The organism is Streptomyces dengpaensis, assembly GCF_002946835.1.
GTDB classification, from domain to species: domain Bacteria; phylum Actinomycetota; class Actinomycetes; order Streptomycetales; family Streptomycetaceae; genus Streptomyces; species Streptomyces dengpaensis.
The window spans coordinates 6,223,146-6,248,683 of sequence record NZ_CP026652.1 but is presented as its reverse complement, the minus strand read 5'-3'; the positions used below and the strand labels follow the sequence as shown (position 1 = coordinate 6,248,683).

At 69.5% G+C, this 25,538-nt stretch carries 22 protein-coding genes and 1 pseudogene; 20 read left to right on the top strand and 3 right to left on the bottom strand.

Annotated features, from left to right (window positions below):
* Positions 1-28: 28 nt before the first annotated feature.
* From C4B68_RS28785 to C4B68_RS28730, 12 genes are all read left to right on the top strand, one after another.
* The gene (locus C4B68_RS28785; RefSeq protein ID WP_240634515.1) at positions 29-1,054 is read left to right on the top strand and encodes an RNA polymerase sigma factor; all 1,026 of its coding nucleotides are present in this window, start codon (positions 29-31) and stop codon (positions 1,052-1,054) included.
* A 122-nt stretch (positions 1,055-1,176) separates the two neighbouring features.
* A complete protein-coding gene (locus tag C4B68_RS28780) occupies positions 1,177-2,121 on the top strand; it encodes an ABC transporter ATP-binding protein (RefSeq protein WP_099501139.1) in 945 nt (314 codons plus the stop codon).
* Entirely contained in the window at positions 2,118-2,888 is a 771-nt protein-coding gene (locus C4B68_RS28775) for an MlaE family ABC transporter permease (RefSeq protein WP_099500826.1), read from the top strand. The genes C4B68_RS28780 and C4B68_RS28775 overlap by 4 nt, the downstream gene beginning before the upstream one ends.
* 3 nt (positions 2,889-2,891) lie before the next feature.
* A complete protein-coding gene (locus C4B68_RS28770) occupies positions 2,892-3,695 on the top strand; it encodes an MlaE family ABC transporter permease (protein WP_099500825.1) in 804 nt (267 codons plus the stop codon).
* A 5-nt stretch (positions 3,696-3,700) separates the two neighbouring features.
* Positions 3,701-4,936: an MCE family protein gene (locus C4B68_RS28765; RefSeq protein ID WP_099501137.1), complete on the top strand. Its 1,236-nt coding sequence runs from the start codon at positions 3,701-3,703 to the stop codon at positions 4,934-4,936.
* The gene (locus tag C4B68_RS28760) at positions 4,933-5,970 is read left to right on the top strand and encodes an MCE family protein (RefSeq protein WP_099500824.1); all 1,038 of its coding nucleotides are present in this window, start codon (positions 4,933-4,935) and stop codon (positions 5,968-5,970) included. The genes C4B68_RS28765 and C4B68_RS28760 overlap by 4 nt, the downstream gene beginning before the upstream one ends.
* 266 nt (positions 5,971-6,236) lie before the next feature.
* A complete protein-coding gene (locus C4B68_RS28755; RefSeq protein WP_099501135.1) occupies positions 6,237-7,220 on the top strand; it encodes an MCE family protein in 984 nt (327 codons plus the stop codon).
* A 20-nt stretch (positions 7,221-7,240) separates the two neighbouring features.
* Complete coding sequence (locus C4B68_RS28750; RefSeq protein ID WP_180289215.1) at positions 7,241-8,377, top strand: MCE family protein; 1,137 nt, start codon at positions 7,241-7,243, stop codon at positions 8,375-8,377.
* Complete coding sequence (locus C4B68_RS28745) at positions 8,374-9,669, top strand: MCE family protein (RefSeq protein WP_099500823.1); 1,296 nt, start codon at positions 8,374-8,376, stop codon at positions 9,667-9,669. Before C4B68_RS28750 ends, C4B68_RS28745 begins: the two co-directional genes overlap by 4 nt.
* Complete coding sequence (locus C4B68_RS28740) at positions 9,666-10,946, top strand: MCE family protein (RefSeq protein ID WP_099500822.1); 1,281 nt, start codon at positions 9,666-9,668, stop codon at positions 10,944-10,946. Before C4B68_RS28745 ends, C4B68_RS28740 begins: the two co-directional genes overlap by 4 nt.
* Entirely contained in the window at positions 10,943-11,446 is a 504-nt protein-coding gene (locus C4B68_RS28735) for a hypothetical protein (protein WP_099500821.1), read from the top strand. Before C4B68_RS28740 ends, C4B68_RS28735 begins: the two co-directional genes overlap by 4 nt.
* A 27-nt stretch (positions 11,447-11,473) precedes the next feature.
* Complete coding sequence (locus C4B68_RS28730) at positions 11,474-12,274, top strand: hypothetical protein (protein ID WP_099500820.1); 801 nt, start codon at positions 11,474-11,476, stop codon at positions 12,272-12,274.
* Between the two features lie 67 nt (positions 12,275-12,341).
* On the opposite strand, the gene C4B68_RS28725 is transcribed toward C4B68_RS28730, so the two are convergent.
* Entirely contained in the window at positions 12,342-12,509 is a 168-nt protein-coding gene (locus tag C4B68_RS28725) for a DUF397 domain-containing protein (RefSeq protein ID WP_099500819.1), read from the bottom strand.
* Between the two features lie 104 nt (positions 12,510-12,613).
* On the opposite strand from C4B68_RS28725, the pseudogene C4B68_RS43600 reads away from it, so the two are divergent.
* From C4B68_RS43600 to C4B68_RS28695, 7 genes and pseudogenes are all read left to right on the top strand, one after another.
* Positions 12,614-12,823, top strand: a pseudogene (locus C4B68_RS43600) (IS1380 family transposase); the annotation flags it as partial.
* A gap of 172 nt (positions 12,824-12,995) precedes the next feature.
* The gene (locus tag C4B68_RS28720) at positions 12,996-16,391 is read left to right on the top strand and encodes a S8 family peptidase (RefSeq protein WP_099500818.1); all 3,396 of its coding nucleotides are present in this window, start codon (positions 12,996-12,998) and stop codon (positions 16,389-16,391) included.
* 612 nt (positions 16,392-17,003) lie between these two features.
* Positions 17,004-18,518: a sensor histidine kinase gene (locus C4B68_RS28715; RefSeq protein ID WP_099500817.1), complete on the top strand. Its 1,515-nt coding sequence runs from the start codon at positions 17,004-17,006 to the stop codon at positions 18,516-18,518.
* Positions 18,519-18,573: 55 nt separating this feature from the next.
* Entirely contained in the window at positions 18,574-19,011 is a 438-nt protein-coding gene (locus C4B68_RS28710; protein ID WP_099500816.1) for a roadblock/LC7 domain-containing protein, read from the top strand.
* A gap of 2 nt (positions 19,012-19,013) precedes the next feature.
* Positions 19,014-19,394 (top strand): DUF742 domain-containing protein, encoded by a 381-nt coding sequence (locus tag C4B68_RS28705; protein WP_099500815.1) that lies wholly within the window; start codon positions 19,014-19,016, stop codon positions 19,392-19,394.
* Positions 19,372-19,977: a GTP-binding protein gene (locus C4B68_RS28700; RefSeq protein ID WP_099500814.1), complete on the top strand. Its 606-nt coding sequence runs from the start codon at positions 19,372-19,374 to the stop codon at positions 19,975-19,977. Before C4B68_RS28705 ends, C4B68_RS28700 begins: the two co-directional genes overlap by 23 nt.
* 31 nt (positions 19,978-20,008) lie before the next feature.
* Entirely contained in the window at positions 20,009-20,596 is a 588-nt protein-coding gene (locus C4B68_RS28695) for a GAF domain-containing protein (protein ID WP_099500813.1), read from the top strand.
* Positions 20,597-20,725: 129 nt separating this feature from the next.
* Here C4B68_RS28695 and C4B68_RS28690 read toward each other — a convergent pair whose 3' ends face one another.
* Positions 20,726-21,958, bottom strand: a complete 1,233-nt coding sequence (locus C4B68_RS28690) for an acyl-CoA dehydrogenase family protein (protein ID WP_099500812.1) — start codon at positions 21,956-21,958, stop codon at positions 20,726-20,728.
* Between the two features lie 525 nt (positions 21,959-22,483).
* Here C4B68_RS28690 and C4B68_RS43595 point away from each other — a divergent pair.
* A complete protein-coding gene (locus C4B68_RS43595; protein WP_306511207.1) occupies positions 22,484-22,969 on the top strand; it encodes an alpha-galactosidase in 486 nt (161 codons plus the stop codon).
* A gap of 131 nt (positions 22,970-23,100) precedes the next feature.
* Here C4B68_RS43595 and C4B68_RS28680 read toward each other — a convergent pair whose 3' ends face one another.
* Positions 23,101-25,182 (bottom strand): NPCBM/NEW2 domain-containing protein, encoded by a 2,082-nt coding sequence (locus C4B68_RS28680; RefSeq protein ID WP_099500810.1) that lies wholly within the window; start codon positions 25,180-25,182, stop codon positions 23,101-23,103.
* Positions 25,183-25,538: the final 356 nt, after the last annotated feature.

Below are 25,538 nucleotides of genomic sequence, written 5' to 3'. Positions count from 1 at the left end.
GGCTACGGATCTGCCGGACATGCCAGCTATGCCTGCGGAGATACAGGCAGCCCACGACCGTTGGCATCGCATGTGGAGCCACCGCGAGCAGTTGCTCAAGGTGGCCCGGCGCAGGTCGATGAGCATGGAGGACGCCGAGGACGCGGTGCACGAGGCGATGCTGCGCGCCGCGGAGCGCCCCGACCTGGACGACGAGCGCCTCGGCGGCTGGCTGACGACCGTGACCATGCGGCTGTGCGTCGACCGGTACCGTCAGGTCAACCGTGAGGCCGAGGTGCACCGCAGCCCTACGCTCACCGCGCCGGGTCCGGTGCCCGTCGAGGAGGCGGTGTGCGACCGGGCCGAGGCCAGGTGGCTGGCCGTGCGCAGTGGGGAGCTGCCCGCGCGTCAGGCCGAGGCGCTCCGGCTGAAGTCCGAGGACCTCGACGTCGGCCAGGTCGCCGTGCGCATGGGGCTGAGCTACCGGACCGTCGAGTCGTTGCTCGCCCGGGCGCGCCGCACGCTGCGCGACTCGCTGGCCGGAACGCTGGGCCTGGCCCTGTTCCTGTGGGGGCGCGGCAAGCTGCGCGCGGGCGGGCACGCGCAGGCCGTGGCGGTGAGCTCGACGGCCGCGACCCTGGTGGTGGCGGGGTTCGTGGTGCCGTACGTCCACGACGGGGACGGCCGGGGCACGGCTCCCCGTCCCTCCGTGTCCCGTATGGCCCAGGAGACCACGCGGACCGACCGCCCTGACGGCGGCGGCCGGGCAGCCACCCCGAACGCCCGTGATCTGTCGGCCGCTTCGCCGTCTCACGGAGCGACGCCGACGGTGCCGCCCGGCGATCACGACCGGTCGCTGCCACCGCTGCCGGTGCCGCCGCTGCCGGTGCCGCCGCTGCCGGACGCCTCGTTGTCACCGGTGCCGTCCGTCCCCGACGTCCCCGGCGTGTCCGGCCTGCCGAGCGTGTCCGGCCTCCCCGATATGCCGGCCTCGCCCACGGCCCCGACGGCGCTTCCGGCCCTCCCGGAGGCTTCCGCCCCGGTCGGCGTACCGACCCCGCCCGCGCTGCCGTAGAACCGCCGGAAAAGGCCCCTGCGAAGACCCGCCGGAAAAAATCCGCCTCCGTCGCGACGGACGCCCCGCCTCTCCCCGTAGAGCAGATGTCGGAGCTGCTCCACGGCCGAAGGGTGAACCGGATGGGTGTCGAGATCTGTGTGGAAGGGCTGACCAAGTCCTTCGGTCACCAGGTCATCTGGCAGGACGTCTCGCTGACGCTGCCCGCCGGACAGGTCTCGGTCATGCTCGGCCCTTCGGGCACGGGCAAGTCGGTGTTCCTCAAGACGCTCGTCGGACTGCTGAAGCCGGACCGCGGTTCCGTGAAGGTCGCGGGCCGGGACGTCACCATGCTGCGTGAGCACGAGCTGTACGAGGTCCGGAAGCTGTTCGGGGTGCTGTTCCAGGACGGTGCGCTGTTCGGCTCGATGAATCTGTACGACAACATCGCCTTCCCGCTGCGCGAGCACACCCGCAAGTCCGAGAGTCAGATCCGGCACATCGTGCTGGAGAAAATGGACATGGTCGGGCTGATCGGTTCGGAGGGGAAGCTGCCCGGCGAGATCTCCGGCGGGATGCGCAAGCGGGCCGGTCTCGCCCGGGCTCTGGTCCTCGACCCCGAGATCATCCTCTTCGACGAACCCGACTCCGGCCTCGACCCCGTGCGCGTCGCCTATCTCAACCAGCTGATCGTCGACCTCAACGCACAGATCGACGCGACCTTCCTGATCGTCACGCACGACATCGCCTCGGCCCGCCAGGTGCCGGACAACATCGGGCTGTTGTTCCGGCGCGAGCTGGTCATGTTCGGGCCCCGCGAGAAGCTGCTGACCAGCGACGAGCCCGTCGTACGGCAGTTCCTGAACGGCCGGATGCAGGGCCCGATCGGGATGGCCGAGGAGAAGGACGCCGCGCAGGTCGAGCGGGAGCTGGCCCGGCTCGGCGACGGAGCGCACGCGAGAACTCCCGGCAGTCAGGCGCTGACCCCCCGTCTGCTGCCGGGGCCAGGCATCACCCGCCCGCCCCGCTGGGAGGCGATCGCGAGACGGGAGGCCGAGCTGCACCGGGAGGAGGTGGCGGACGCATGAGCCTGTCACCGACGGGGGCGCTCAGGCACTCGGGGAATCTCTTCGCCATGGCCCTGGACGTCGTCCGGACCATACCCCGACGGCCGTTCCAGGCGCGGGAGTTCATCCAGCAGGCCTGGTTCGTCGCGAGTGTCACGATCCTGCCGACGGCCCTCGTGTCCATCCCCTTCGGCGCGGTCATCGCGCTACAGATCGGCAGCCTGACCCGGCAGCTCGGCGCCCAGTCCTTCGCCGGGGCCGCCTCGGTCCTCGCGGTGCTGCGGGAGGCCTCGCCGATCGTCACCGCCCTGCTGATCGCGGGCGCCGGCGGCACGGCGATCTGCGCGGACCTCGGGGCGCGGAAGATCCGCGAGGAGATCGACGCGATGCAGGTGCTGGGCATCGACCCCATCCACCGGCTGGTCGTCCCGCGGGTCCTGGCGTCGATGGTGGTGGCGGTGCTGCTCAACGGCCTGGTGTCGGTGGTCGGCGTCGCGGGCGGCTATTTCTTCAACGTCGTCCTGCAGAACGGCACTCCGGGCGCCTATCTCGCCTCCTTCACCACCCTGGCCCAGCTGTCCGACCTGTGGGCGGCGGAGATCAAGGCGCTGGTGTTCGGGGCGATCGCCGCGATCGTCGCCTCGTACAAGGGACTGACCGCGAAGGGCGGCCCGAAGGGGGTGGGCGACGCCGTGAACCAGTCGGTGGTGATCACCTTCATGGTGCTGTTCGTGACGAACTTCGTGATGACCGCGGTGTACTTCCAGGTCGTCCCACAGAGGGGTTGAGGCATGGCGCTGCTGAATCGTCTGGAGGAGCTGGGCGCCCAACTCTCCTTCTACGGGCGCTCACTCGCATGGACGGGCCGCACCCTGCGCCGCTACAAGAAGGAGATCCTGCGGCTGCTCGCCGAGGTGAGCTTCGGGCGCGGCGCCCTCGCCGTCGTGGGCGGCACGGTCGGCGTCATCGCCTTCCTGTCGTTCTTCACCGGCACGGAAGTGGGGCTCCAGGGGTACGCCGCACTCAACCAGCTCGGCACCTCCAACTTCGTGGCGTTCCTGTCGGCGTACTTCAACACCCGGGAGATCGCCCCGCTGGTGGCCGGGCTCGCCCTGTCCGCGACCGTCGGCGCCGGGTTCACCGCGCAGCTCGGCGCGATGCGGATCAGCGAGGAGACCGACGCGCTCGAAGTCATGGGCGTGCCCTCGCTGCCGTTCCTGGTGACCACCCGGATGATCGCCGGTTTCGTCGCGGTGATTCCGCTGTACGTGGTCGGGCTGCTGTCCTCGTACCTCGCCGCCCGCACCATCACCACCGGCTACTACGGGCAGTCGGCGGGCACCTACGACCACTACTTCCAGCAGTATCTGCCGCCGGTCGACGTGCTGTGGTCCTTCGGGAAGGTGCTCGTCTTCGCCGTCCTGATCATCCTGGTGCACTGCTTCTACGGCTACTACGCGAGCGGCGGCCCGGCGGGCGTCGGCGTGGCCGTGGGCCGCGCCGTGCGCACCTCGATCGTCGCGATCAACGTCCTGGACTTCTTCCTGTCGCTCGCGATCTGGGGCGCCAACACGACCGTACGGATTGCGGGGTGAGCCGGGTGAGGGTGCTGAGACTGCGGTTGTACGGCGTCGTGTTCGTCGCCGTGCTCGCGTTGCTGCTGTCCCTGTCCGTCGCCGTGTACCAGCAGGTGTTCACCCCGGCCGTGCGGATCACGCTGGAAGCCGACAGCCTCGGCAGCCAGCTCGATCCGCGGGCCGACGTCAAGCTGCGCGGGCTGCTGGTCGGCGAGGTGCGCGCGGTGCACGCCGACGGGACGAAGGCGACGCTCGACATCGCACTCAAGCCGGAGCACGTCGCGTCCATCCCGTCCGACGTGCACGCGCGCCTGCTGCCCAAGACGCTGTTCGGCGAGAAGTACGTCGACCTGGTCGCGCCCGCGCCCCGCTCGGCTCGGCCCATCCGCGCCGGAGACGTGATCACCCAGGACCGTACCCGCGTCGGCATCGAGCTCCAGCGGCTGATGAACGACCTGCTGCCGCTGCTGCGGACCGTGCGGCCCGGCGAGCTCAACGCCACGCTCTCCGCGTTCGCCACCGCCCTCGAAGGGCGCGGCGACCGGATCGGCGACAACCTCACCCGCGTGGAGGACTATCTGCACCGGCTCAATCCCCATCTGCCGTCCCTCACCGAGGACTTCGCACGCCTGGCCGATGTCGCCGAGGTGTACGGCGACGCGGCTCCCGACCTGATGGAGATCCTGCGCAACACCGTCACCACCAGCCGCACCCTGGTCGAGCAGCGGGACCGGCTCGCGGCCGCCCTCGCCACGACGGCCACCGTCGCCGGCACCGCGGACGACTTCCTCGACGCGAACGGCGGCCGGCTGATCACCCTGGGCCGGGTCTCCCGCCCCACGCTCGAACTCTTCGCCCGTTACTCGCCCGAGTACCCCTGCCTCCTCGCCGGCCTGGTCCGCCAGGAACAGGCCTCCGAGGAGGCGTTCCGGGACGGCAAGATGCACATCACGCTCGAAGTCGTGCGCCAGCAGGGGGCGTACGAACCCGGTGAGTATCCCCGCTACGGCGACCGGTCGGGGCCCAACTGCCGTGACCTGCCCCACCCTCCGGTGCCCGCACCCGACGTCCAACTCGACGACGGCTCGAAGAAGGGGAGTCCGACCGGTCCGGCCGGCGTCTCCGCAACCCGGACCGAGCAACGCGCCGTCGGCTCGCTCGTGGCGCCCGTCCTGGGCGTCCCCGCCGACGAGGTGCCGCCGGTCGCGACCCTGCTGTTCGGACCGATGGCGCGCGGAACGGCGGTGAGCGTCGCATGAGGACGTCAGGAGCCCGTCAGGCCGCCGCCCCGCTGATCAAGTTCAGCCTCTTCGCGCTGGTGACGATCCTGGCGACGGCCCTGCTCGCCGCCACCATCGTGAACATCTCCCTCACCCCCGAGCACACGTATCGCGCGGTGTTCAGCGATGTGACGGGCCTGGAGGAGGGCGACGACATCCGGGTGGCCGGGGTGCGGGTCGGCGAGGTCGAGGGCATCCGGATCAAGGACCGGACGCTGGCGGAGGTCACCTTCACGGTCGGCGTGGACCGTCCGCTGGGCAGCGGCACCGGCGCGGTCATCCGCTACCGGAACCTGGTCGGACAGCGTTACGTCGCCCTGACCGAGGGCGCGGGAGACGGCACCCGGCTGAAGCCAGGCGCCACGATCCCGCTGTCGCGCACGCAGCCCGCGCTGGACCTCAACGCGCTGCTGAACGGCTTCAAGCCGCTGTTCGCCGCGCTCAGCCCGAAGGACGTCAACCAGCTCGCCACCGAGATCATCCGGACTCTCCAGGGCGAGGGCGGCACCGTCAACAGCCTGCTCGCGCACACGGCTTCGCTCACCACGACGCTGGCCGGCCGCGACGAGCTGATCGGTTCGGTGATCGACAACCTCAACACCGTGCTGGAGACGCTGGACAAGCGCGGCGCCCGCTTCTCCGGGCTGCTCAAGCAGCTGCGCCGGGTGATCTCGGGTCTGGCCGCCGACCGCAAGCCCATCGGGGACTCGCTGGTCAGCATCGGCGATCTGACGGAGGCCACGTCGGGCCTGCTGAAGGACGCGCGTCCGCCCCTGAAGGGCGACATCGCCGAGCTGACCGATCTCACCGGAACGCTGAACAAGAACGAGAAGACCGTGGAGGGCGTGCTGAAGCGGCTGCCGAACAAGCTGGGCGAGCTGACCGGGACGGCGTCCTACGGCTCGTGGTTCAACTTCTACCTCTGCGACTTCGACGGCCGGATCGTGCTGCCGAAGACGAAGCAGGTGCTCACACCGGAGCTGCATGTGGCGAGGGCGAGGTGCGGCGCATGATGAAGCGCTCCCGCACGCGCCGGCCGGAACCGCTGGTCAAGGTGCGCATCGACCCGCCGAAGCTCCCGACGATACGGCTGCTTCCGCGCCGGGCACCGCGCCCCCGCCGCCCGGAACCGCTGGTGAAAGTCCGCATCGACCCGCCGAAGCTCCCGACGATACGGCTGCTTCCGCGCCGGGCACCGCGCCCCCACCGCCCGGAACCGCTGGTGAAAGTCCGCATCGACCCGCCGAAGCTGCCCCGCATACGGATACGCCGCCCGCGCCTGAAGCCGTTCCGCGACCGCAACCCTGTGGTGACCGGAGCCGCCGGCCTCACCACGCTCGCGCTGCTGACCGTGGCCGCGTTCAACGCCGACAGCCTGCCGCTGATCGGCGACGGGACGACGTACAGCGCGGCCTTCTCGGAGGCGGGCGGCCTGCGGCCCGGCGACGAGGTGCGAATCGCCGGGGTCAAGGTCGGCAAGGTCAAGGACGTCGATCTCGACGGTGACCACGTGAAGGTCACCTTCAAGATCAAGGGCGATCCGGGGTTCGGCACCGACACCGGCGCGTCGATCCGGGTCAAGACCGTCCTCGGCGCGAAGTACCTCGCGCTGCACCCGCGGGGGCCCGGCCAGTTGCAGCCCGGCAGTGAGATACCGCTGAAGCGGACGGTTCCGGCGTACGACGTCGTGCAGGCGTTCAGCGATCTCACCACGACGACCGAGAAGGTCGACACCGACCAGGTGGCGAAGGCCCTGGACACCATCTCCACCACCTTCCAGGACTCGCCCCCCGAGGTACGGGCGTCCATCAAGGGCCTGTCGAAGATCTCCCGGACGGTCGCCTCGCGTGACAAGGCACTGGGCGAACTCCTCGACCACGCGAACGGCGTCACGGGCGTACTGGCCGACCACTCCGAGGACTTCACCGCGCTGGTCAAGGACGGCGACAAACTCTTCAAGGAGATCAGCAAGCGGCGCAAGGCGATCCACAAGCTGCTGAAGAGCTCCGCCGCGCTCGGCATCGAGCTGTCCGGCCTGGTCGAGGACAACAACAAGGAGATCGGGCCCGCGCTCGATGGCCTGAACCGCGTGGTGTGGATGCTCGAACGGAATCAGTCGAGCCTCGACCGGAGCGTCCAGCTGCTCGCGCCGTACGTCCGGGTCTTCACCAACACCCTCGGCAACGGCCGCTGGTTCGACAGCTACGTCCAGAACCTGGTCGTTCCCGCTCCGGTGGCGCCGCGGACGGGAGGCACGGAGTGAACAACCCGAAAAGGCGCGCGATGAACAACCTCAAGAGACACGTGGTGAAGAACCTGAAGAAGCGCGTGGCCGTGGTCACCGTACTCGCCCTCGTCGCCGCGCTCACCTACGCGCTGTGGCCGCGCTCCGAGTCCGTGCACATCACCGCGTACTTCCCGCGCACCGTCGGTATCTACCCCGGCTCGGACGTCCGCGTCCTCGGCGTCAGGATCGGCGAGGTCGAGAAGATCACGCCGGAGGGCGACCGGGTGCGGGTGGAGCTGGCGTACGACGCAGGCCGCAAGGTCCCGGCCGACGCCAAGGCGGCGATCATCAACTCCTCGGTGGTCAGCGACCGTTACGTGCAGTTGCTGCCGGTCTACCGCGACGGTCCGGCGATGCGCGGCGGTGACGTCATCCCCGAGACGCGGACGGCCGTGCCCGTCGAGCTGGACCGCGTTTTCGACAGTCTGCACACGACGGCCGACGCGCTCGGCCCCCAGGGTGCCAACAAGGACGGCTCGCTGTCGCGGCTTCTCGGGGTGAGCGCGGACACCCTCGAAGGCCAGGGCGAGAACCTCAATCAGACGGTCGAGGACCTCTCGCTGGCCGTCACCACACTGTCCGACGGCCGCACGGACCTCTTCGGCACGGTCCGGAACCTGCAGGTGTTCACGGCGGCGCTGGCCGCCGACGACAAGAGCGTGCGGTCGTTCAACACCAGCCTCGCCAAGGTCGCCGAGCAGCTCGCGGGCGAGCGCAAGGACCTCGCGGCCGCGCTCAAGAACCTGGGGACGGCGCTCGGCGACGTGTCCGCCTTCGTGAAGAACAACAAGACGGCGCTCGCCTCGGACGTACAGGGCCTGAGCAAGGTGACCAAGGTGCTTGTCACCCAACGGGCCGCGCTGGAGGAGCTGTTGGAGGTCGCCCCCACGGGTCTGTCGAACCTGAACAACGCCTACAACCCGTCCGCGGGCACCCTCGACACCCGCAACAACCCCGACCAGCCGCAGGATCCGGCCTCGTTGCTGTGCTCCGTGCTGAAGACGACCGGGGACGAGACCGACTGCCGCGAATTGAGGGAGCTCTTCGACTCCCTGCCGAAGGTGCCGCGGGGCTCCGCGGTGACGGGCACGGTCGACCGGACGCTCGGCGGCATTCTGGGGGCGAGCGCATGAGCGTACGGCGCAGGGGCGGGGCGGTCGTCTGGGCGGCGGTCGGCGCAATGCTGCTGTCCGGCTGCGAGTTCAACGGCTGGTACGACGTGCAGCTGCCCGGCGGAGCCGCCGCGGACGGCGACGCGTACCACGTCACCGTCGACTTCCGCGACGTCCTCGACCTGGTGCCGCAGTCGTCGGTGAAGGTCAACAACGTCACCGTGGGCGCGGTCGAGAAGGTGGAACTGGACGGCTGGCACGCGCGCGTACGGCTGCGGATCGCCGACTCGGTGAAGCTGCCCGCCAACGCGGTCGCCGAACTGCGGCAGACCAGCCTGCTCGGCGAGAAGTACGTCGCGCTCTCCGCCCCGCCCGGCACGGCCCCGGTGGGCCGGCTCGGCGACGGCGACCGCATCCCGCTCTCCCGCAGCGGCCGCAACCCGGAGATCGAGGAGGTGCTGTCCGCGCTGTCCGCACTCCTCAACGGCGGCGGAGTGGCCCAGCTCAAGACCATCACCGTGGAGCTGAACAAGGCTCTGGACGGCCGGGAGGACCGGGTCAGGTCGCTCCTCAAGGAGCTGAACACGTTCATCGGCGGTCTGGACGACCAGCGCGCGGACATCGTGCGCGCCCTCAAGGCCGTCGACCGGCTCGCGGGGCGGTTCGGAAAGGAGAAGAAGACGATCGCCCAGGCCGTCGACACGATGCCACCCGCCCTGAAGGTCCTCGCCGACCAGCGGCGCGACCTGACGCAGATGCTCACCGCCCTGTCGAAGCTGGGCAAGACGGGAACCAAAGTGGTCAACGCCTCGCACGACGACACGGTCGCGAACCTCAGACAGCTGCGGCCGATCCTGCAGCAGCTGAACAAGGCGGGCGACGACCTGCCCAACTCCCTGGAGCTGCTGACCACCTACCCGTTCCCGCGCAACGCGGTGGACGCCGTCAAGGGCGACTACGTCAACCTCGACATCACCGCGGATCTCGACCTGGCCGGCATCTACGGGAACGTGACGGGCGAGCCGGGCGATTCCGGCAAGCCCGGCAAGGGGAACGGCGATTCCCCGGAGCCCGGAGTCCCCGAACTGCCGGACCTTCCTGACCTGCCGGACCTGCCGGGTGTCCCGACGCCCACGCCGCTGCCGAGCACGCCGAGCCTGCCGTCGTCCCCCTCGGTGCCGTCGGCCCCGTCGGGCGGCGGCGGTCCGCTGTGCCCGCCGGTGTGCGCCAGTAGCTACACCGCCCGGGGAGAGCTTCCCGAGGGGATCAATCTCGCGCTCGCGGAGCTGATGCTGAAGGGGGTTCAGCCGTGATCACCCGTACGGTCAAGGCCCAGTTGCTCGCCTTCGCCACCGTCACCGCGGTCGGGGTGTCGTACGTGGGCGCCGAGTACACCGGCCTGGTGGACGAGGTCCTGGGCCGTGGCTACACCGTGCGGGCGGACTTCGCCGACTCCGGGGGCATCTTCCCCGGCGCCGAAGTCACTTACCGCGGGGTGCCGGTGGGCCGCGTCGGCGCGCTCAGGCTGACCGGATCCGACGGGGTCTCGGTCTCCCTCGACATCGACGACGGGACGCCGCGCATCCCGGCGGACACCCTCGCCGTCGTGGCGAACCGTTCCGCGGTGGGCGAGCAGTACGTCGATCTGCAGCCGCGCACGTCGCAGGGCCCCTATCTGCTCGACGGCAGCTCCATCCCGCGCGGCAGCACCCGCGTGCCGCTGCCCGCGACGGACCTGGTCCTCAGCCTGGACCGGCTGGTGAACTCGGTCGGAAAGGACGATCTGCGGGTCACCGTCGACGAGCTGGGCAAGGCCTTCTCCGGTACCGGACCGAACCTGAGCCGGCTGGTGGACTCGGGCAACGCGCTCGTCGAGTCGGCGTCCGACTCGCTGCCCCAGACGATCTCGCTCATCGAGGACGCGCGGAGGGTCCTCAAGACACAGGCCGACCAGGGCTCGTCCATCAAGTCGTTCGCGCACGACCTGGCGGCGCTCAGCGCACAGCTGAAGTCGAGCGACGGGGACCTGCGCAAGCTGATCGGCAACGCGGCACCGGCCGCTCATCAGGTGAACTCGCTGCTGAAGTCCACTGGTCCGCAGCTGTCGGTCCTGCTCGCCAACCTGATCAGCGGCGGCCAGGTCACGCTGGCCCGCCTCCCCGGCGTGGAGCAGGCCCTGGTCACCTTCCCTGCGCTGGTCGCGGGCAGCTACACGGTCGTCCCGGGCGACGGCACCACTCACTTCGGGCTGGTGGTGAACGCCGACGACCCGCCGTCGTGCACCCAGGGGTACGGGACGACACGGCGCGACCCCTCGGACACCAGCACGCGCGAGGCGAACACCGACGCGCGCTGCACGGCCCCGCGCGGAAGCAAGACGTCGGTACGGGGCGCGCAGAACGCCCCCGGCGCATCAGCCACCACTTCGGGCGGCGCGAACCAGGCGGCGTACGTCACGCCGTACGACCCGGAGACCGGCACCGCGACCGGCCCGGACGGAAGGCCCGTCGAGATCGGCTCGACGGGCGGCCAGCAGGCCGTATTCGGAAAGGAGTCGTGGCAATGGCTGCTCGTAGGACCGATGGCATGAGCAGGGCCATGGGCAGGGCCTGGTCGGGCAGAGCCTGGTCGGTGGGGCTCGTCGTGGCGACCGTCCTCACCACCGTGCTGACGATCTGGCTGAGCCTCGGGCTCTACGAGCAGCGCGAGGCGGAGCAGCGGCGCCAGGACGTCCTGGCCGCGGCTCGCCAGTCGGCGCTGAACTTCACCTCGCTCGACTACCGGCGCTACGACCGGGACAGCGCGAATGTGCTCAAGGGCGCGACCGGCGACTTCGAGAAGCAGTTCGCCGCGCAGACGGAGGAGCTGACGCGGCTGGTCGCCCAGAACAAGTCGGTCTCCGAGGGCCAGGTCCTCGACGCGGGCATCGTCCGCTCCGACGAGGACTCGGCCCGCGTCCTGGTGGTCGCTGACAGCAAGGTGACCAACACCGCGGTGCCGAAGGGCGAGGCGCGCACCTATCGACTGCAGCTCGACCTGGTGTACCGGGACGGCCGCTGGCTGACCTCCGACGTCGAGTTCGTCGGCTGACAAGCCCCCATCGGTAAGGAGTAACCCATGGCGAATCCGACGTCGTCCCGAGGCCGCGCCGCCGCCTCCCCCGCCCGCCGCACCATGACCGCGGCCGCACGGGCTGCGGCCAAGCGCGCGGAACGCGGCCACCGCGAAGCGGGCCCGGCGGCCACCGACGAGAAGGCCCCGAGGCGCCCCGAGGCGTCGGCCGCCGGACGCACCCTGCTCATCGAGGCCCCGGACGGCGGCTGGGACGACCCGCCCGAGCCCTCGCAGGAGTACTTCGAGGAGGACCCGCCGCTGGAGGAGACCGAGCCCGGCCCCGGCAAGGCGAGGGGGCGCGCCCGGCACCGGCGGCTGCTCACCGCGGTCCTGTGCGTCCTGCTCGTGGCGGGCCTGGTCGCGGCGGCCGTGCTCGGGTGGCGCTACCGGGAGGGCGTTCGGGCCGAACAGGCACGGGGGCAGGCGCTCGCGGCCGCACGCCAGGCGGCGCCCGTCGTGCTGTCGTACGACTACCGGCACCTGAACCGCGACTTCACCGCCGCACGCGCCCGGCTCACCGGCCACTTCCACGACGAGTACCGCAAGACCACGTCTACGGTGGTCGGCCCGACGGCCAGGAAATACCACGGGGTGGTGAAGGCCACGGTGGCCCACCCCACCGACGGCGCCCCGGCAGCCTCCGTGACCTCGGCCTCGCCAGACCGCGCCGTAGTCCTCCTCTTCATCAACCAGGTGACCACCAGCACCCAGGTCCCGGGCTCCCGCGTGGACCTGAACCGGGTACGGATGACACTGACCCGCACATCCGACGGGTGGAAGGTGAGCGCCGTGGACGCGCTCTGACCTCCGCGCAGTTGCCCTACGCCTCTACTTCTACGACCTGAGCCGTCGGGATTCCTTCGTGGAAGGGTCAGCGTTCGGCGGCGAACCGCACGAACGCGGCCCACTCCGAGGCGGGGAAGGCCAGCTGGGCGCGGGCGGGGACCTTGGAGTCGCGGACGTGGACGGTACGGGGAGCTGAGGCGACCTCCAGGCATTCGCCGCCTTCGCCTCCGCTGTAGGTGCTCTTGATCCACACGCGTTTCCTCGAGCGTGGCCTTCAACAGCCCACCGGTGCCCAGCACTTCATCCGCCGCCTCCAGGAACTCCCGTTGCGGCGTCCGCCTCCCACTCTCTCCAGCGGCAGACGCCAAGGTCACCAGCATCGTGGGCGGCATGGCCGCAGGGGCGGACAGCATCGACGACCTCAACATACTGCGCCACGGTGCGATGCCGGCCGTATTCCGAGAGGTCCATGCCCCGTCCACCCTGGGCACGTTCCTGCGCAGGTTCACCCATGGCCATGCCATCCAACTGCACGCGGTGCACCGGAAGTTCCTCGGTGAACTGGCCGCACACCCCGCTGCTGCCCGGCTCCGGCGAGAAGGCGTTCATCGATGTCGGCTCCACCCGCAAACGTGGGTCACCTTACGAATAACTAGCCGTGGCGCAAAAGTGACTTGGCACTTGTTGGACAGCGGAAGGTGCAGACTACAACCGTCGCTGGCGCCCACGCTGTCTCCTCATGAGACACATGAATAACAGGTGGCGGCCCAGGGCCCACCAACCCCGGCCGCAGCATGTGGCGGCCGCCGCGGTCGTGGCGCTGCTGGCCGGCCTGACCGCCACCCCTGGTGCCGCTCTGGGCATCGCGCAGGACAGCAAGCGGGCCGACGTCGCCGTGCGGGACACAACGGCCGGGTCACCGGGGATCACTCACCACCGGATTACCCTGATCACGGGTGACCGGGTCACGCTGACGAAGGACCCGTCGGGCAAGCAGAGCGTCTCGGTCGAGCCCGCCACGGGCCGGGATCACGTCAAGTTCATCAAGCGTCAGGACGGTCGCGACTGGATGGTCATACCCGTCGACGCGCTTCCCCTGCTCGCGGCGGACCGCCTCGACAAGGCCCTGTTCAACGTTTCGGCCCTGGTCAAGGAGAAGTACCAGGAGCAGCCGGGCCTGCCGCTGATCGTCCAGTACACGGGTGACGCGGACACCGCCGAGCGCCGCCTCACGGCGGCCGGCGCCGACAAGGTCGACACCATCCCCGGTACTTCCTTCGCGACCCTCAGCGAACAACGCAAGGGCGCCGCGGAGTTCTGGGAGAACATCGCCCCCGCCAAGGCGGGTGCCACGTCCTTCGGCTCCGGCGTACGCCGGGTCTGGCTCGACGGCCGCGCCAAGGTCCAGCTCGACCAGACGGTGTCGCGCATCGGCGCGCCCCAGGCCTGGGAGAAGGGCTACAAGGGCGAGGACGTCAAGGTCGCGGTGCTCGACACCGGTTACGACCCGAACCATCCGGACCTCAAGGGCCTCATCGCCGAGGCGGCGAACTTCACCACCGAGCCGAACACCGACGACCTCATGGGACACGGCACCCATGTGACCTCGACCATCGCCGGTTCCGGCGCGGCCTCCGGCGGCCGGTACAAGGGTGTGGCACCCGGCGCGCGGATCCTGTCCGGCAAGGTCTGCACCGCGGACGGCAACTGCGACAACTCCGACATCATCGAGGGACTGGCCTGGGCCGCCCAGCACGGCGCCAAGGTGATCAACCTCAGCCTGGGCGACACGGACACGCCGGAGACCGACGCCGTCGAGGCCATGGTCGACACCGTCACCCGTGACTACGGCGCCCTGGTCGTGGCCGCGGCCGGCAACAACGGCTCCAGCAGCAGGGTCTCCTCGCCCGCCTCCGCCGACCGGGCGCTGGCCGTCGGCGCCGCCGAGGCCGACGACGACCGCGCCGCCTTCAGCTCGGTCGGGCCGCGGGTGGGCGACTCCGGCCTCAAGCCGGACATCATCGCCCCCGGCGTGAACGTCGTCGCCGCCATGGCGGGCGGCACCACCGCCGACGACGGCTACGTGGCGATGAGCGGCACCTCGATGGCCACGCCGCACATGGCCGGCGCCGCCGCCATCCTGTTCCAGCAGCACCCCGACTGGACCCCCGAGCAGGTCAAGCGCCGGCTGATGGAGTCGGCGACCGGCGCCAAGGAGCACGGCGCCTACTACCAGGGCGCCGGGCGCGTCGACGTCGCCCGGGCGGTCGACCAGGAGGTCACCGCCGGGACTGCCGGGCTGGACTTCGGGCTGATCCGCTGGACCGACGGCAAGCAGCCGCCGGTGAGCAAGACGATCACCTACCGCAACCCGGGCAGCGAGCCGGTCGTCCTCCACCTGAAGCACACCGCGAGCCGCGGCATACTGGACGAGCCCGCCCCCGAGGGCCTCTTCCGGTTCAGCGCCGACACGGTCACCGTGCCGGCGCACGGAACGGCGGACGTCACCCTCACCGTGACCCCGGAGGCCACCACGCCCTACGCCGCCTACAGCGGCGCGGTGACGGCGGCCACCACGGACGGGCGGGTCTCGGTGCGCGTCCCGTTCGGCATGGACCTCGAGCAGCCGTCCCACGACCTCCGCATCACCATGAAGAACCGCTCGGGCGCGGCCCCCGACTACGCCTACCTCCTCGTCAACTCGGCCGATGGCAAGACCTACGAGCAGGAACTGCTCGGCAAGGGCAGCACCGTGTTCCGGCTGCCGAACGACACCTACTCCGTGAGCGGCTTCTTCTTCGACGCCGACTTCACCGAGGGCATCGTGGTCGGCGCGCCCAAGGCCGTGACGACCGCAGACCGGGAGATCACCATCGACGCCCGGACGGCGAAGCCCGTCACGATCTCGGCCCCCAGCCGCTCGGCACGCATCATCTCGACCGAGATCGGCACCATCAGCCTGTCCGACGAGCTCCTCTCCGTCACCATGAACAACGCGGTCGGCGACGACCACATCGAGGGCCTGTACGCCACGCCGACGGCGCGGTACAAGGACTCGAAGTTCACCTACATGGTCAGCTCCATCTGGGGCGAGCCTGCCGCCGACGGCGGGAACCCCTCGTCCGCCTACTACCTCACCCGGCCGGTGCACGGCGCCATCCCCGCCGATCCCGGCTACCATCCCCGAAAGTCGGAACTGGCCGCGGTGACCACCACGTTCGCCGCCACCGCCCCGGGGACCACCGCGTCACGCTTCATCTACATGTACGTCGACAACGTCCGGTTCACCTCGCAGAGGATGGACGGACTCCCGGTTCCGAACCGGCGGGTCGACTACTTCTCGGCGGCGGACGGCCTGCGCTGGGCGACCGCCTTCGACCAGTGGAACATCTTCGACCCGAACGGCCCGCGCGGGCAGAGCTACCTCAGCACTATCCACGGCTACAAGGCCGGGGCCGTCGAGGAGCGCTGGAACCAGGGGGTCCAGGCAGTCGGCTTCTCGCCGGAGGAGATGGCCGTCTACCGCGAGGGCGGCGACATGTGGTTCGGCATCCAGGACGCCGCCAACGGCGGCCTGGACCTGGTGGCCGGGACGTCGACCAGCAGTGAGCCGAAGTGGGAGCTGTCGCGCAACGGCGAACCCGTCCCGTACCTCTACGGCTACGCCGCGGTGCCTGACGACGCCGCACCCGCCGACTACCGCCTGACGCTGGAGCAGGACCGCGACCTGGCTCCCGCCAGTTCCGTCTCCACCCACCTGCGGGCCGAGTGGCGGTTCCGGTCGCAGACCCCGGCTGCACGGCAGGCGCTGCCGCTGTACGCGGTGCGCATGTCGCCGGAGCTGGACGAGTGGAACCGGGCGAAGGCCGGGCGCAGCCTCGACATCCCGGTCCTGATCCAGCGTGTTCCCGGCGCTGCCGAGGTGCCCGTCCGCACCTTCACCACCGAGGTCTCCTACGACGAGGGCAAGACCTGGCACGCGGCCACGGTCAAGGGCTCCGGAACGGAGCGCACCGTGACCGTGAACCACCCCCAGCGCTCCTCGGCCGGATCGGTCTCGCTGCGCACATATGTCAAGGACGCCGCAGGCAACTCCTTCAAGCAGACCGTGATCAAGGCCTACCTCCTCAAGTAGCCGAGGTCAGCAGTGCAGGGCCCGCCGGATCCGTCCGGCGGGCCCGTCCGCCATCCGGCGGCGGATGTCCCGGCCGATGTCCGGACACAGCTCGTATTCAACGCATTCCGCGGAAGCGCGACGAGTCGCTGCGCAGCGAGCTGTTCGTGTCTTGGGTTCGACGTGGCGGCACGGTTTTTCCGGCTTATTGCAGCACGTCGCAATTGGGTCTGTTGGTGGCGTAGGCGCTCCGTGTGATGAGAGCGGTGTCCCTTCTCGAGAACTGCGGAGGGATCGTTTCTGCAGATCAAGACACCCTCTTTGTGGCGAACCCCTCCCTGATGTGACTACGACACATTCATGAGGGTGGCGTAGGGTGGCGCCCGCTGTTAACTGTCCGATCGTGTACCCGAGTTGACGGTTAGTCGGCGGCGTACCTGTGTACCCCCGGGCTGATCGAGAGGACTCCCATTGTCTGAATCCCCGACATATGCAGCGCGCCCGGAAACCGGTCGGACGACCGCTGCGGGCTCGGCACGAAGCAGGCACGGCAGGCCACCGACGCAAGATGAGGCGACAGATCTGGCCACCCGCTTCCGGACGGTACGCCTCGCGGTCCTTCCCGCAGCCCTCATGGCAGTGCTCGCGGCCGCGGTGGTCGTCTTCGTTCTGCAGGCTCAGGCCGGCACGGCGGACGCCACCACCTTCGGCGTTCTTGCCGGTGGCGCCGTGCTCGGCTGCAGTGTTCTGTTCTTCGCCGCACGCGCCGCCTCCGTCGCCGCCAAGCGAATAACGGAACGCCACACATCCCTGCGCCGCACCGTTGCCCAGGGCGTGACCGACCTGCAGAACATGGTGCTGCGGCTGGAGCGGGGCGAGCTGGTGGAGCAGCCTCTTTTCGCGCAGCCCGCACCGCCCACGAATGACCCCTTCAGCCGTCTCGCCTACGAGCTCACGATCAGCCATCTGCAGGCACAGGCGGCCATCGCACACGCCGCGCAGCTCGCCCAGGGCACCGCCTCGGACAACGAGGAGAGCATCGAGGTCTTCGTCAACCTCGCCCGGCGCCTGCAGTCTCTCGTCCACCGCCAGATCAGCATGCTCGACAGGCTCGAGAACGAGGTCGAGGACCCGGAACTCCTCAAGGGCCTCTTCCAGGTCGACCACCTGGCAACCCGTATCCGCCGTCACGCGGAGAACGTCGCCGTCCTCGGCGGATCTGCCTCGCGCCGCCAGTGGACCAAGCCGGTGACGATGATGGAGGTGCTGCGGTCTTCGATCGCCGAAGTCGAGCACTACTCCCGCGTCAAACTCGTCCCGCCACTCGAAGGGACGCTGCGCGGCCACGCGGTCGCCGACGTCATCCACCTGCTGGCCGAGCTCGTCGAGAACGCCACCGGCTTCTCCGACCCGAACACCCAAGTACTGCTGCGCGCCCAGCGGGTGACCGCCGGACTGGCCATCGAGGTCGAGGACCGCGGCCTGGGCCTGTCCCAGGAAGAGCAGGACCGGATCAACTCCCTGCTCGCCTACCCCGACAGCATCGACATCAGCAAGTTGCTCGCGGACGGCCGTATCGGCCTGTACGTGGTCTCCGCGCTGGCCCGCCGCCACGGCATCGCAGTCCGCCTTCAGGGCAACATCTACGGCGGCATCCAGGCGGTCCTGGTCCTCCCGCGCGGGCTCCTCGGTGACGAGCCGGACGAGGCGCCGCACCATGCGGCCGCGGCCGCACCCCGGCCCGTTCAGCCTGCCTCACCGCAGCGTCCTGCCGTGCAGGCGGGACCCGAGGCGCGGTACGTGCCACCGCCGCTGGACACGGCCCAGCCGATGGCGCGGTCGATGGGGCAGGCGCAGCAGATGGCCGCACAAACGCCCCCACCGCAACAGCAGACACCGCAGCACGCACGGCCTGCCGAACGCCCCGCACCCCGCGACCCCGGGCCGTACGACACGGAGGACCCCCGCATCGGGCGGCCGCCGCTGCCCCAGCGCCGCGCGCAGGAACACCTGGCTCCGCAGCTCCGGAACACGCCCACCACTCGCATGACGGGGGACATGCCCCAGGGGGAGCACGATCCGGGACTGATGGCCGCCTTCCAGCGAGGAGTCAGCCTCGCCGACGACGTACCCGACGAGACCCGCTGACAGCTCCGCTGGCCGCAGGTCCCGTACTCACCCCCCGAGGAGAAAGACCGCCACCATGGTGAGCGACACGCGAACCGGTTCGAATCAAAACCTCGACTGGCTCCTGCAGGGACTCGTTCAGAGGGTCCCCTATACCCGCAGCGCACTTCTGCTCTCGTCCGACGGGCTGACCAAAGCCGTCGACGGGCTCGAAACAGACGAAGCCGATCACATGGCCGCCCTGGCATCCGGCATGTATTCGCTCGCCCGCAGCGCCGGCGTCCGCTTCGCCGATGGGGCTGACGTACGCCAGGTGGTCGTGGAACTGGACACCGCCCTGCTCTTCGTGTCCGCCGCGGGCTCCGGCGCCTGCTTGGCCGTCCTCGCCGGCCGCGAGGCCGATGCGGCCGTACTCGGCTACGAGATGGCCATGCTGGTCAAGAGCGTCCGCCCGTATCTCGCCACGCCTGCCAGGAACCCAGCGCCCGGCGCGCCCCGTGCTGCGGGGCACTGAGGATGTCGGACGCGCAGGGCGGAGCGTGGCTCGACGATGAGGCCGGACGACTGGTCCGGCCCTACGCCGTAAGCAATGGCCGCACGCGCCCCACAGCGCACTTCGACCTTCTCACCCTCGTGATGGCAACCGGCAACCGCCCGAAGACGTACCTCGGGCCCGACTACGACGAGGTCCTCGCCCTGTGCGGGGGCCACCCCATCTCAGTGGCCGAGGTCGCCGCGCACTTGCGGCTGCCGGCGGTCATCACCAAAGTCCTGCTCTCCGACCTCGTAGGGCATGAAGCGCTCACCACGCGCGCGCCCCGCCCCATTGAGGCGTCCTCCCTGACCGACCGAAACCTCCTGGAGGCGGTGCTGCATGGCCTTCGCAAGCGGCTCTGACGACCCCTTCCCCACTGCCCTGAAGATCCTCATCGCCGGAGGATTCGGGGTAGGCAAGACCACCTTTGTCGGAGCGGTCAGCGAAATCGCACCGCTGAGCACCGAGGAACTGCTGACCCAGGTCAGCGCCCGCACAGACAGCCTGGTGGGCGTCGAGGACAAGACGACCACCACCGTCGCGATGGACTTCGGCCGCATCACCCTCAGCCAGGACCATGTCCTCTACCTCTTCGGCACACCCGGACAGGAACGGTTCTGGTTCATGTGGGACGAACTGTCCAACGGAGCACTGGGCGCGGTGGTACTCGCCGACACCCGAAGACTCGACCAGTGCTTCGCCGCCGTCGACTTCTTCGAACGACGCGGCATCGCCTTCATCGTGGCCGTCAACCAGTTCGACGGCGCCTACCACTACGAGCCCTACGAAATACGCGCCGCCCTCGACCTCAAGCACGAGATACCCGTCGTGATGTGCGACGCCCGCCAGTGCAACTCCAGCACCCGAGTGCTGATCGCACTCGTAGAGCACCTGCTCGCCCCTGCTCCCGGCATGACGCCCGCGGAGCCAACCCCCCTGCACTGACGCACACCCAGCGCCGTCGAATGGAGTCTGCATGTCCGCGCCTGTTCCCTACACGCCATACGACCCGACCAGCCAAATGCTGGTGACACCCGAGGACAGGGACGCACCGGCCCGAGTAGCCCGCCTGCGTGAACTCGGCATCGGGAATGCCCCGATCCCGGAATTCGACAGTTTCGCCCGCAACCTGGCCCGCACCCTCGAAGCGCCGTACGCGATGGTCAACTTCATCGATGAGAACCGCCAGTACTTCGCCGGGCTCTACACCCCCGCAGACGGCCAGCCGGGCGTGGAGCTGGAACCGCAGGCCAGCACAGGCCGAGTCATGGCGCGTGATCACGGCTGGTGCCCCCACGTCGTCGTACGACGCAAGGCCCTGGTGCTCGAGGACGTCTGCGACTACCCAAGGTTCGCGGGCAATCCCGTCGTGGACGAGATCGGCATCCGCTCATACCTGGGCGCGCCGCTGATCGACTGGAACTCGGGAATCGCCCTGGGCACGATCTGCGTGATCGACACAGACACCCGGCCCTGGGGCCGGCAGGGCCTGGAGACCATCAAGTCGATGGCACAGCAGATGGTCGACCGGCTCCATCAAATAGAGGACCGGGGCCAGATCTGAGCCACTGCGGGCAGCCGCCACTCTCGGGTGGCGGCGCTCTCGGCAGCCCCCGCCGCTCTCGGCGGACGGCCCCCTCCATCCGAAGCGGGAGCCGCGCGCACGACGCTGTGTCCGCGGCTCCCCTTTCTTTTACACCCCAGCCGTCTCCAACTGGTCTTCTTCCCGGTGGTCCGTAGGCCCGGTCCGCACCAGGTCTGCCAGACGCTCGGACCACTCGCCCTTGCCCGCACCGAGCGCAACTTCGGCCAGTCGCAGGAGCTGGATGTCGGACGTGCCGGCCGGTGCGTAGATGTGGTGGGCGTCGCGCAGATAGCGCTCCACCGGGCGATCGGTGAACAGACCGGAGGCGGCATGGATGTCCATGCTGTCGCGGGCCGACTCGATGGCGGACTCGACGTTGAGGAACTTGGCGTTCATCAGCTCCGCGTCGCACGGCTCGCCCTGGTCCAGAAGATGTACGGCGTGGTAGGCGGCCAGACGGGCGGTCATCAGGCGGTGCTGCATCAGGCCCAGCTTGAGCTTGATGTTGCTGAGCTCGCCGAGCGGCCTGCCGTACCGCTCCCGCTCAATGCACAGGGCGGTCGTCTCCTCGACGACGGCCTGGTGGATGCCGAGGGAGACCGCGGTCAAGTTGGGCCGGCCGTAGAGCACGCTGGAGGAATAGGCGACAGCGAGCCCCTGGCCCTCGGCGCCGAGCAGATTCGCTGCGGGTATCCGGCAGTTGTCGAAGATCAGCTTGCCGAAACTGAAGCCGTGCAGTCCCATGGCGGGCTTGTGTTCGGCGAGCGAGAAGCCGGGGCGGTCCGCCTCGACGAGGAAGGCCGACAGTCCCTTCGATCCCTCACCGGTGCGGACGACCACACCGTGAACGTCGCCGACGTGGGAGTTGCCCACAAAGACTTTGTGCCCGTTGAGGATGTAGTCGTCACCGTCGCGTACGGCGGTCGTGCTCATGCCAAGGACATGCCCGCCGGACTCTTCCTCCGTGGTCGCAATGGTTGGCAGGCAGTCACCGGTGGCGACACGTGGCAGCCACTTTTCCTTCTGGACATCGTTGCCAAAGTGGATGATCTTGGCTACGCCCAGCTGGGAGGCCTGCACCATGGCCCCCATCGCCCCGCTGACCCGGGCCAGTTCCTCAATGATGATCGTCTTGGCCAGATGCCCTGCCCCCATGCCGCCATAGGCCCGGCCGATGGTGACGCCGATCCAGCCCTGTCGGGCAATGAGCCGGGAAGTATCGTGCGCTACGGATCGGGACGCCTCCATCTCCGGTATGCGGGGCCGCACCTCGCGCTCGGTGAACTCGCGCACCTCCTGCCGCAGATCCTCATGCCGTCGCTTGGTGAAGTACCGTTGCACAACCCCTCCTCCGCACTGCCCCGGCACCCGCTCTGATGCCAAGGGACGTCCTTCGGACGATGCCTCTCAGCCCCCAGGCAGACCGTCTGTAATATTGTCTTCTCTTCGATCTATCTCGGCCAAGATCGCCAGGACTCTTTGACGCAAACACCTCGTCTTGCCAAACGATCCCAACTGTGCGATGCGAAGCACTACTTGCCCCCACCGGACAGACGTGAGAGCGAAGTGACGCATGCGCAAGCACGTCCCGGCTGAGACCACCACAGGCCTGCCCACCTGGCACTTGCCTCCATGGCAGGCTGCCGCACGACAGCCCAAATGGTCACCTCTCCCCTGGCCGATAACAACCGCCTCCGAACGGCGATCACTGCCCCGCCAGCTCAGTTCAGCCAACGTCACACGGGCACGGATATATCGGCCGCCCATGGGCATGCATCCTGTGGCTCTCTGCCCCTCCATCCCGGGCGACCCACCAGACAAGCACGCCGTCACCCCGCTCCCTCCGCGAGGCAGAGCAACAGCGCTATGGCCCATCGATCCGAACCAGCCCGGAGGCGTCGCCCGCCCCTCTGCGCCTGGCCGGGCCGAAGCTGGGCGGCGGGGACCGGCGCGGGTGGCCGAGTCGACCTCGACGGCGCGCGCGTCGCCAACCTGCACCGAATCTACGAGCAGCTGCGGCGAGACCACCCGCATGTGCTGATCGATGCCTGCGCCGGCGGCGGCGCCCGTACCGACCTCGCCATGGCGGCCCGCGCCGACATCTTCTGGCCGAGCGACAACACCGGCCCGCTGGACCGGCTCGCCATCCAGTACGGCTACCTGCACGCCAACGCCCCGCACCTGCTCAGCTCGTGGGTCACCGACTCGCCCGGACTTTCCACCCGCGCCTGCGGTAGCGTCTACCGGCACGGCGAACAGCGCTACTCCGGCAGCCACCTCACCGCCGTCGGCCTGCCCGCGCAGTGGACCGCCGAGCACGACGCCGAACTCGTTGTGCTGCGGCGTGCCTGACGCCGTCCGCTCCCCATCCGGGCCGGCCCGACATCACGACGCCGTGGCGCGTAACCGCGCCACGGCGTCTCAAAGTCTTGGTGGATCGGCCGCACCCAGGTGAGGTGTCACCTGGGTGCGGCCGAGCCCAATCAGCAGGTGGCGTTCAGACCGGCCCAGTTGGCGCGGTCGTTGTAGCCGCCGTCGCCGGCGTCGCCGACCACCAGGTCGAGCGCCCGGACGCCGGTCAGGTCGATGTCGACCTGGCGGATGTCGTCGCGGGTCAGCACACCGCTGTCGAACAGCACCCGGCCGTCACCGATCACCTGGAAGGTCGAGGTGCCGCCCTCCGGGCCGACGTTGCGCACCGCATCGTCGATGCCGACGGTCGCGGTCAGCCGGCTGCACTGGTCGCCGAGGTAGTAGCGGACCGTGGAGGGCGAGGCGACCCCGATACCGGTCGGGTGGACCTGGCCGAGCATGCTGATCGGCGACCAGCCACCGACGCTCAGGTCGACCGTCGGGCTCATCCACCCGCTGGTGGCGCTGATCCACTTGTGGTGCGACAGTACGACGTCGCCGTCCGGCGCCGCCGGTGCGACAACCACCGCGGTGGCCGTCTCCTGCCGCAGCCGTCCCTTGCCTGTCACCTCGTACGACGTAGTGGCGGTCAGCGCGGTGCTGCCCGGCTCGGCGGTGGCCGGCAGGGTCACCGTGAAGGCGAAGGTCGCGGAGCGGTTGGAGTCCAGCAGCTTCGGCGCTTCGCTGAGCGGACGGGCCGTCCAGCCGGAGGGCACTGTCAGCTCGACCCGCGGCGCGAAGACCGGCTGCGCGCCGTCGTTACGGACGGTGACCTCGACCCGGGCCTGGTCGCCTCCGGCGACCAGCGGGGCGGTCCCGGCCGGCACCGCGTCGTCACCGACCTGCGTCACCTGCGGCAGGCCGGCGACGACGTGCGGAACACCGGGCTTGCCCGTGGCCGGGCCGACCCGGAACAGGGCCGCGCCGTGGGCCGGGACGGCGGCGCTGATGGTGCCGGCGCTCTCGGTGACCTGGTTGGTCCAGGCGTTCTTCAGGGTGAACCGATCCCCGGACAGCCCGACCGACGACGCCTTCGTGGTCACGGTCGTCGGGCTGTCGCCCCGGTTCAGCAGCACCACGGCACGGTCACCGTTGGCCAGCCGCTTCACCCAGGTCTCCGTCGTACCGGCGGGGCCGACACGGACGGCCTGGATGCCGGCGGTGTCCTGGTTGATCGCGAGTACATCGGGGTCCGTGAGAATGCCGAGCGAGGTCTGGCTGAGCTTACGGACGTCGCTGCCGATCAGCAGCGGCGCGGCCGCCGCCGACCAGAGCGTCATCTGGGTGCGGAACTCCTCGTCGTTCATCCCGAGCTCAGGTCCGAGGTAGTCCGGGTCGTTGAAGTGCCCCGGCCCGGCGACCTCGGGGTGCCGCGCGTTCGCGTCGTAGTTCCGCAGCACGTCCTTGAACTTGATCTCGCCGACGAAACCCACATCCGTGTACGTCCGCCAGGACTGCGCGATCCCCGGCGCATAGGTCCAGGAGTACGTCGACTGCTGCTCCTCCGGGTAGTTGCCCCAGTCCGGGGAGGTCACCGGGTTGCAGAGGTTGAAGAGCATGGGGCGCCCGCTGGCGTTGTTCCGCAGCGCCTGCGCGAACTCGGTGTAGACGGTCTTCGGGTCGAGGTCCGCGGCGATCCCGCAGAGGTAGTCCACCTTGACCGCGTCGAACTCCAGGGCGGCGAAGTTGTCCGCGTCGCGCTGGTAGTAGCCGTGGCTGCCGAGTCCGCACTTGCCCGGGATGTACGGGCCGGCGTCGGTGTAGATGCCGGCCTTCAGGCCCTTGGAGTGGATGTAGTCGACCAGCGGCTTCAGCCCGTTCGGGAACTGGTCGGGGTTGGGCACCAGGTCGCCGGCCGAGCTGCGTGGGGTCGGCGCCGCCCAGTTGCCGTCGATCCAGACGTACTCGTAGCCGGCGTCGCGCAGGCCGCTGCTGACCAGGAAGTCGGTTATTGACTTGATCTCGGCCTCGGTCGGATCGCCACCCAGCGCGTAGTAGGTGTTCCAGCCCATGTACGGCGTCGGACTCAGCACCTGCTGGGGTGCTGGCGGCGTGACGGCGACAGTGCCGGCCGCTGGGGCGGCGTGGGCGGGTGCCTGCACGACCAGCAAGCCGGTCAGGAGGGCGAGGAGGACGGTGAGATGTCGTTTCACATCGGAACCTTCGCTGTCCGATCGATCAGGCGTGCCGACCCGTCCTGGTCGTGAGTCTGAGGTACCGCTCCCTCGTGGAGGGTGCGGCGGTCGGTCTTCGGACCAGCTCAATGCCCGCGCGCCTGCGGATTGTTTCCAGGATCTTGCAGCGGTTACCGGCGCGTGTCAATAATAATTCCTAAATTACGAGTTACTAGGAGGGCCTCGTTAGGTACCCCAACTGCCGCCTATCGGACAGCGTGTGATCTTGTATCAGAAGCCGCCTCAACCGATCTTGGAACGTGCAAGTCGAACGGAGTTCCTGGTCGGGTGATCTTCGGGAGCATCCCGATCTCCCCGGCCGTCGGGCTCCGGGC

What these genes read in the sequence shown, in the direction of transcription:
- C4B68_RS43595 (WP_306511207.1), top strand. Translation starts at nt 22,484, where the DNA reads ATGGCCCATCGATCCGAACCAGCCCGGAGGCGTCGCCCGCCCCTCTGC.
- C4B68_RS28705 (WP_099500815.1), top strand. Translation starts at nt 19,014, where the DNA reads ATGTCGGACGCGCAGGGCGGAGCGTGGCTCGACGATGAGGCCGGACGA.
- C4B68_RS28730 (WP_099500820.1), top strand. Translation starts at nt 11,474, where the DNA reads ATGGCGAATCCGACGTCGTCCCGAGGCCGCGCCGCCGCCTCCCCCGCC.
- C4B68_RS28720 (WP_099500818.1), top strand. Translation starts at nt 12,996, where the DNA reads ATGAGACACATGAATAACAGGTGGCGGCCCAGGGCCCACCAACCCCGG.
- C4B68_RS28780 (WP_099501139.1), top strand. Translation starts at nt 1,177, where the DNA reads ATGGGTGTCGAGATCTGTGTGGAAGGGCTGACCAAGTCCTTCGGTCAC.
- C4B68_RS28710 (WP_099500816.1), top strand. Translation starts at nt 18,574, where the DNA reads ATGGTGAGCGACACGCGAACCGGTTCGAATCAAAACCTCGACTGGCTC.
- C4B68_RS28700 (WP_099500814.1), top strand. Translation starts at nt 19,372, where the DNA reads ATGGCCTTCGCAAGCGGCTCTGACGACCCCTTCCCCACTGCCCTGAAG.
- C4B68_RS28760 (WP_099500824.1), top strand. Translation starts at nt 4,933, where the DNA reads ATGAGGACGTCAGGAGCCCGTCAGGCCGCCGCCCCGCTGATCAAGTTC.
- C4B68_RS28785 (WP_240634515.1), top strand. Translation starts at nt 29, where the DNA reads ATGCCTGCGGAGATACAGGCAGCCCACGACCGTTGGCATCGCATGTGG.
- C4B68_RS28695 (WP_099500813.1), top strand. Translation starts at nt 20,009, where the DNA reads ATGTCCGCGCCTGTTCCCTACACGCCATACGACCCGACCAGCCAAATG.
- C4B68_RS28770 (WP_099500825.1), top strand. Translation starts at nt 2,892, where the DNA reads ATGGCGCTGCTGAATCGTCTGGAGGAGCTGGGCGCCCAACTCTCCTTC.
- C4B68_RS28715 (WP_099500817.1), top strand. Translation starts at nt 17,004, where the DNA reads ATGGCAGTGCTCGCGGCCGCGGTGGTCGTCTTCGTTCTGCAGGCTCAG.
- C4B68_RS28735 (WP_099500821.1), top strand. Translation starts at nt 10,943, where the DNA reads ATGAGCAGGGCCATGGGCAGGGCCTGGTCGGGCAGAGCCTGGTCGGTG.
- C4B68_RS28775 (WP_099500826.1), top strand. Translation starts at nt 2,118, where the DNA reads ATGAGCCTGTCACCGACGGGGGCGCTCAGGCACTCGGGGAATCTCTTC.
- C4B68_RS28750 (WP_180289215.1), top strand. Translation starts at nt 7,241, where the DNA reads ATGAACAACCTCAAGAGACACGTGGTGAAGAACCTGAAGAAGCGCGTG.
- C4B68_RS28745 (WP_099500823.1), top strand. Translation starts at nt 8,374, where the DNA reads ATGAGCGTACGGCGCAGGGGCGGGGCGGTCGTCTGGGCGGCGGTCGGC.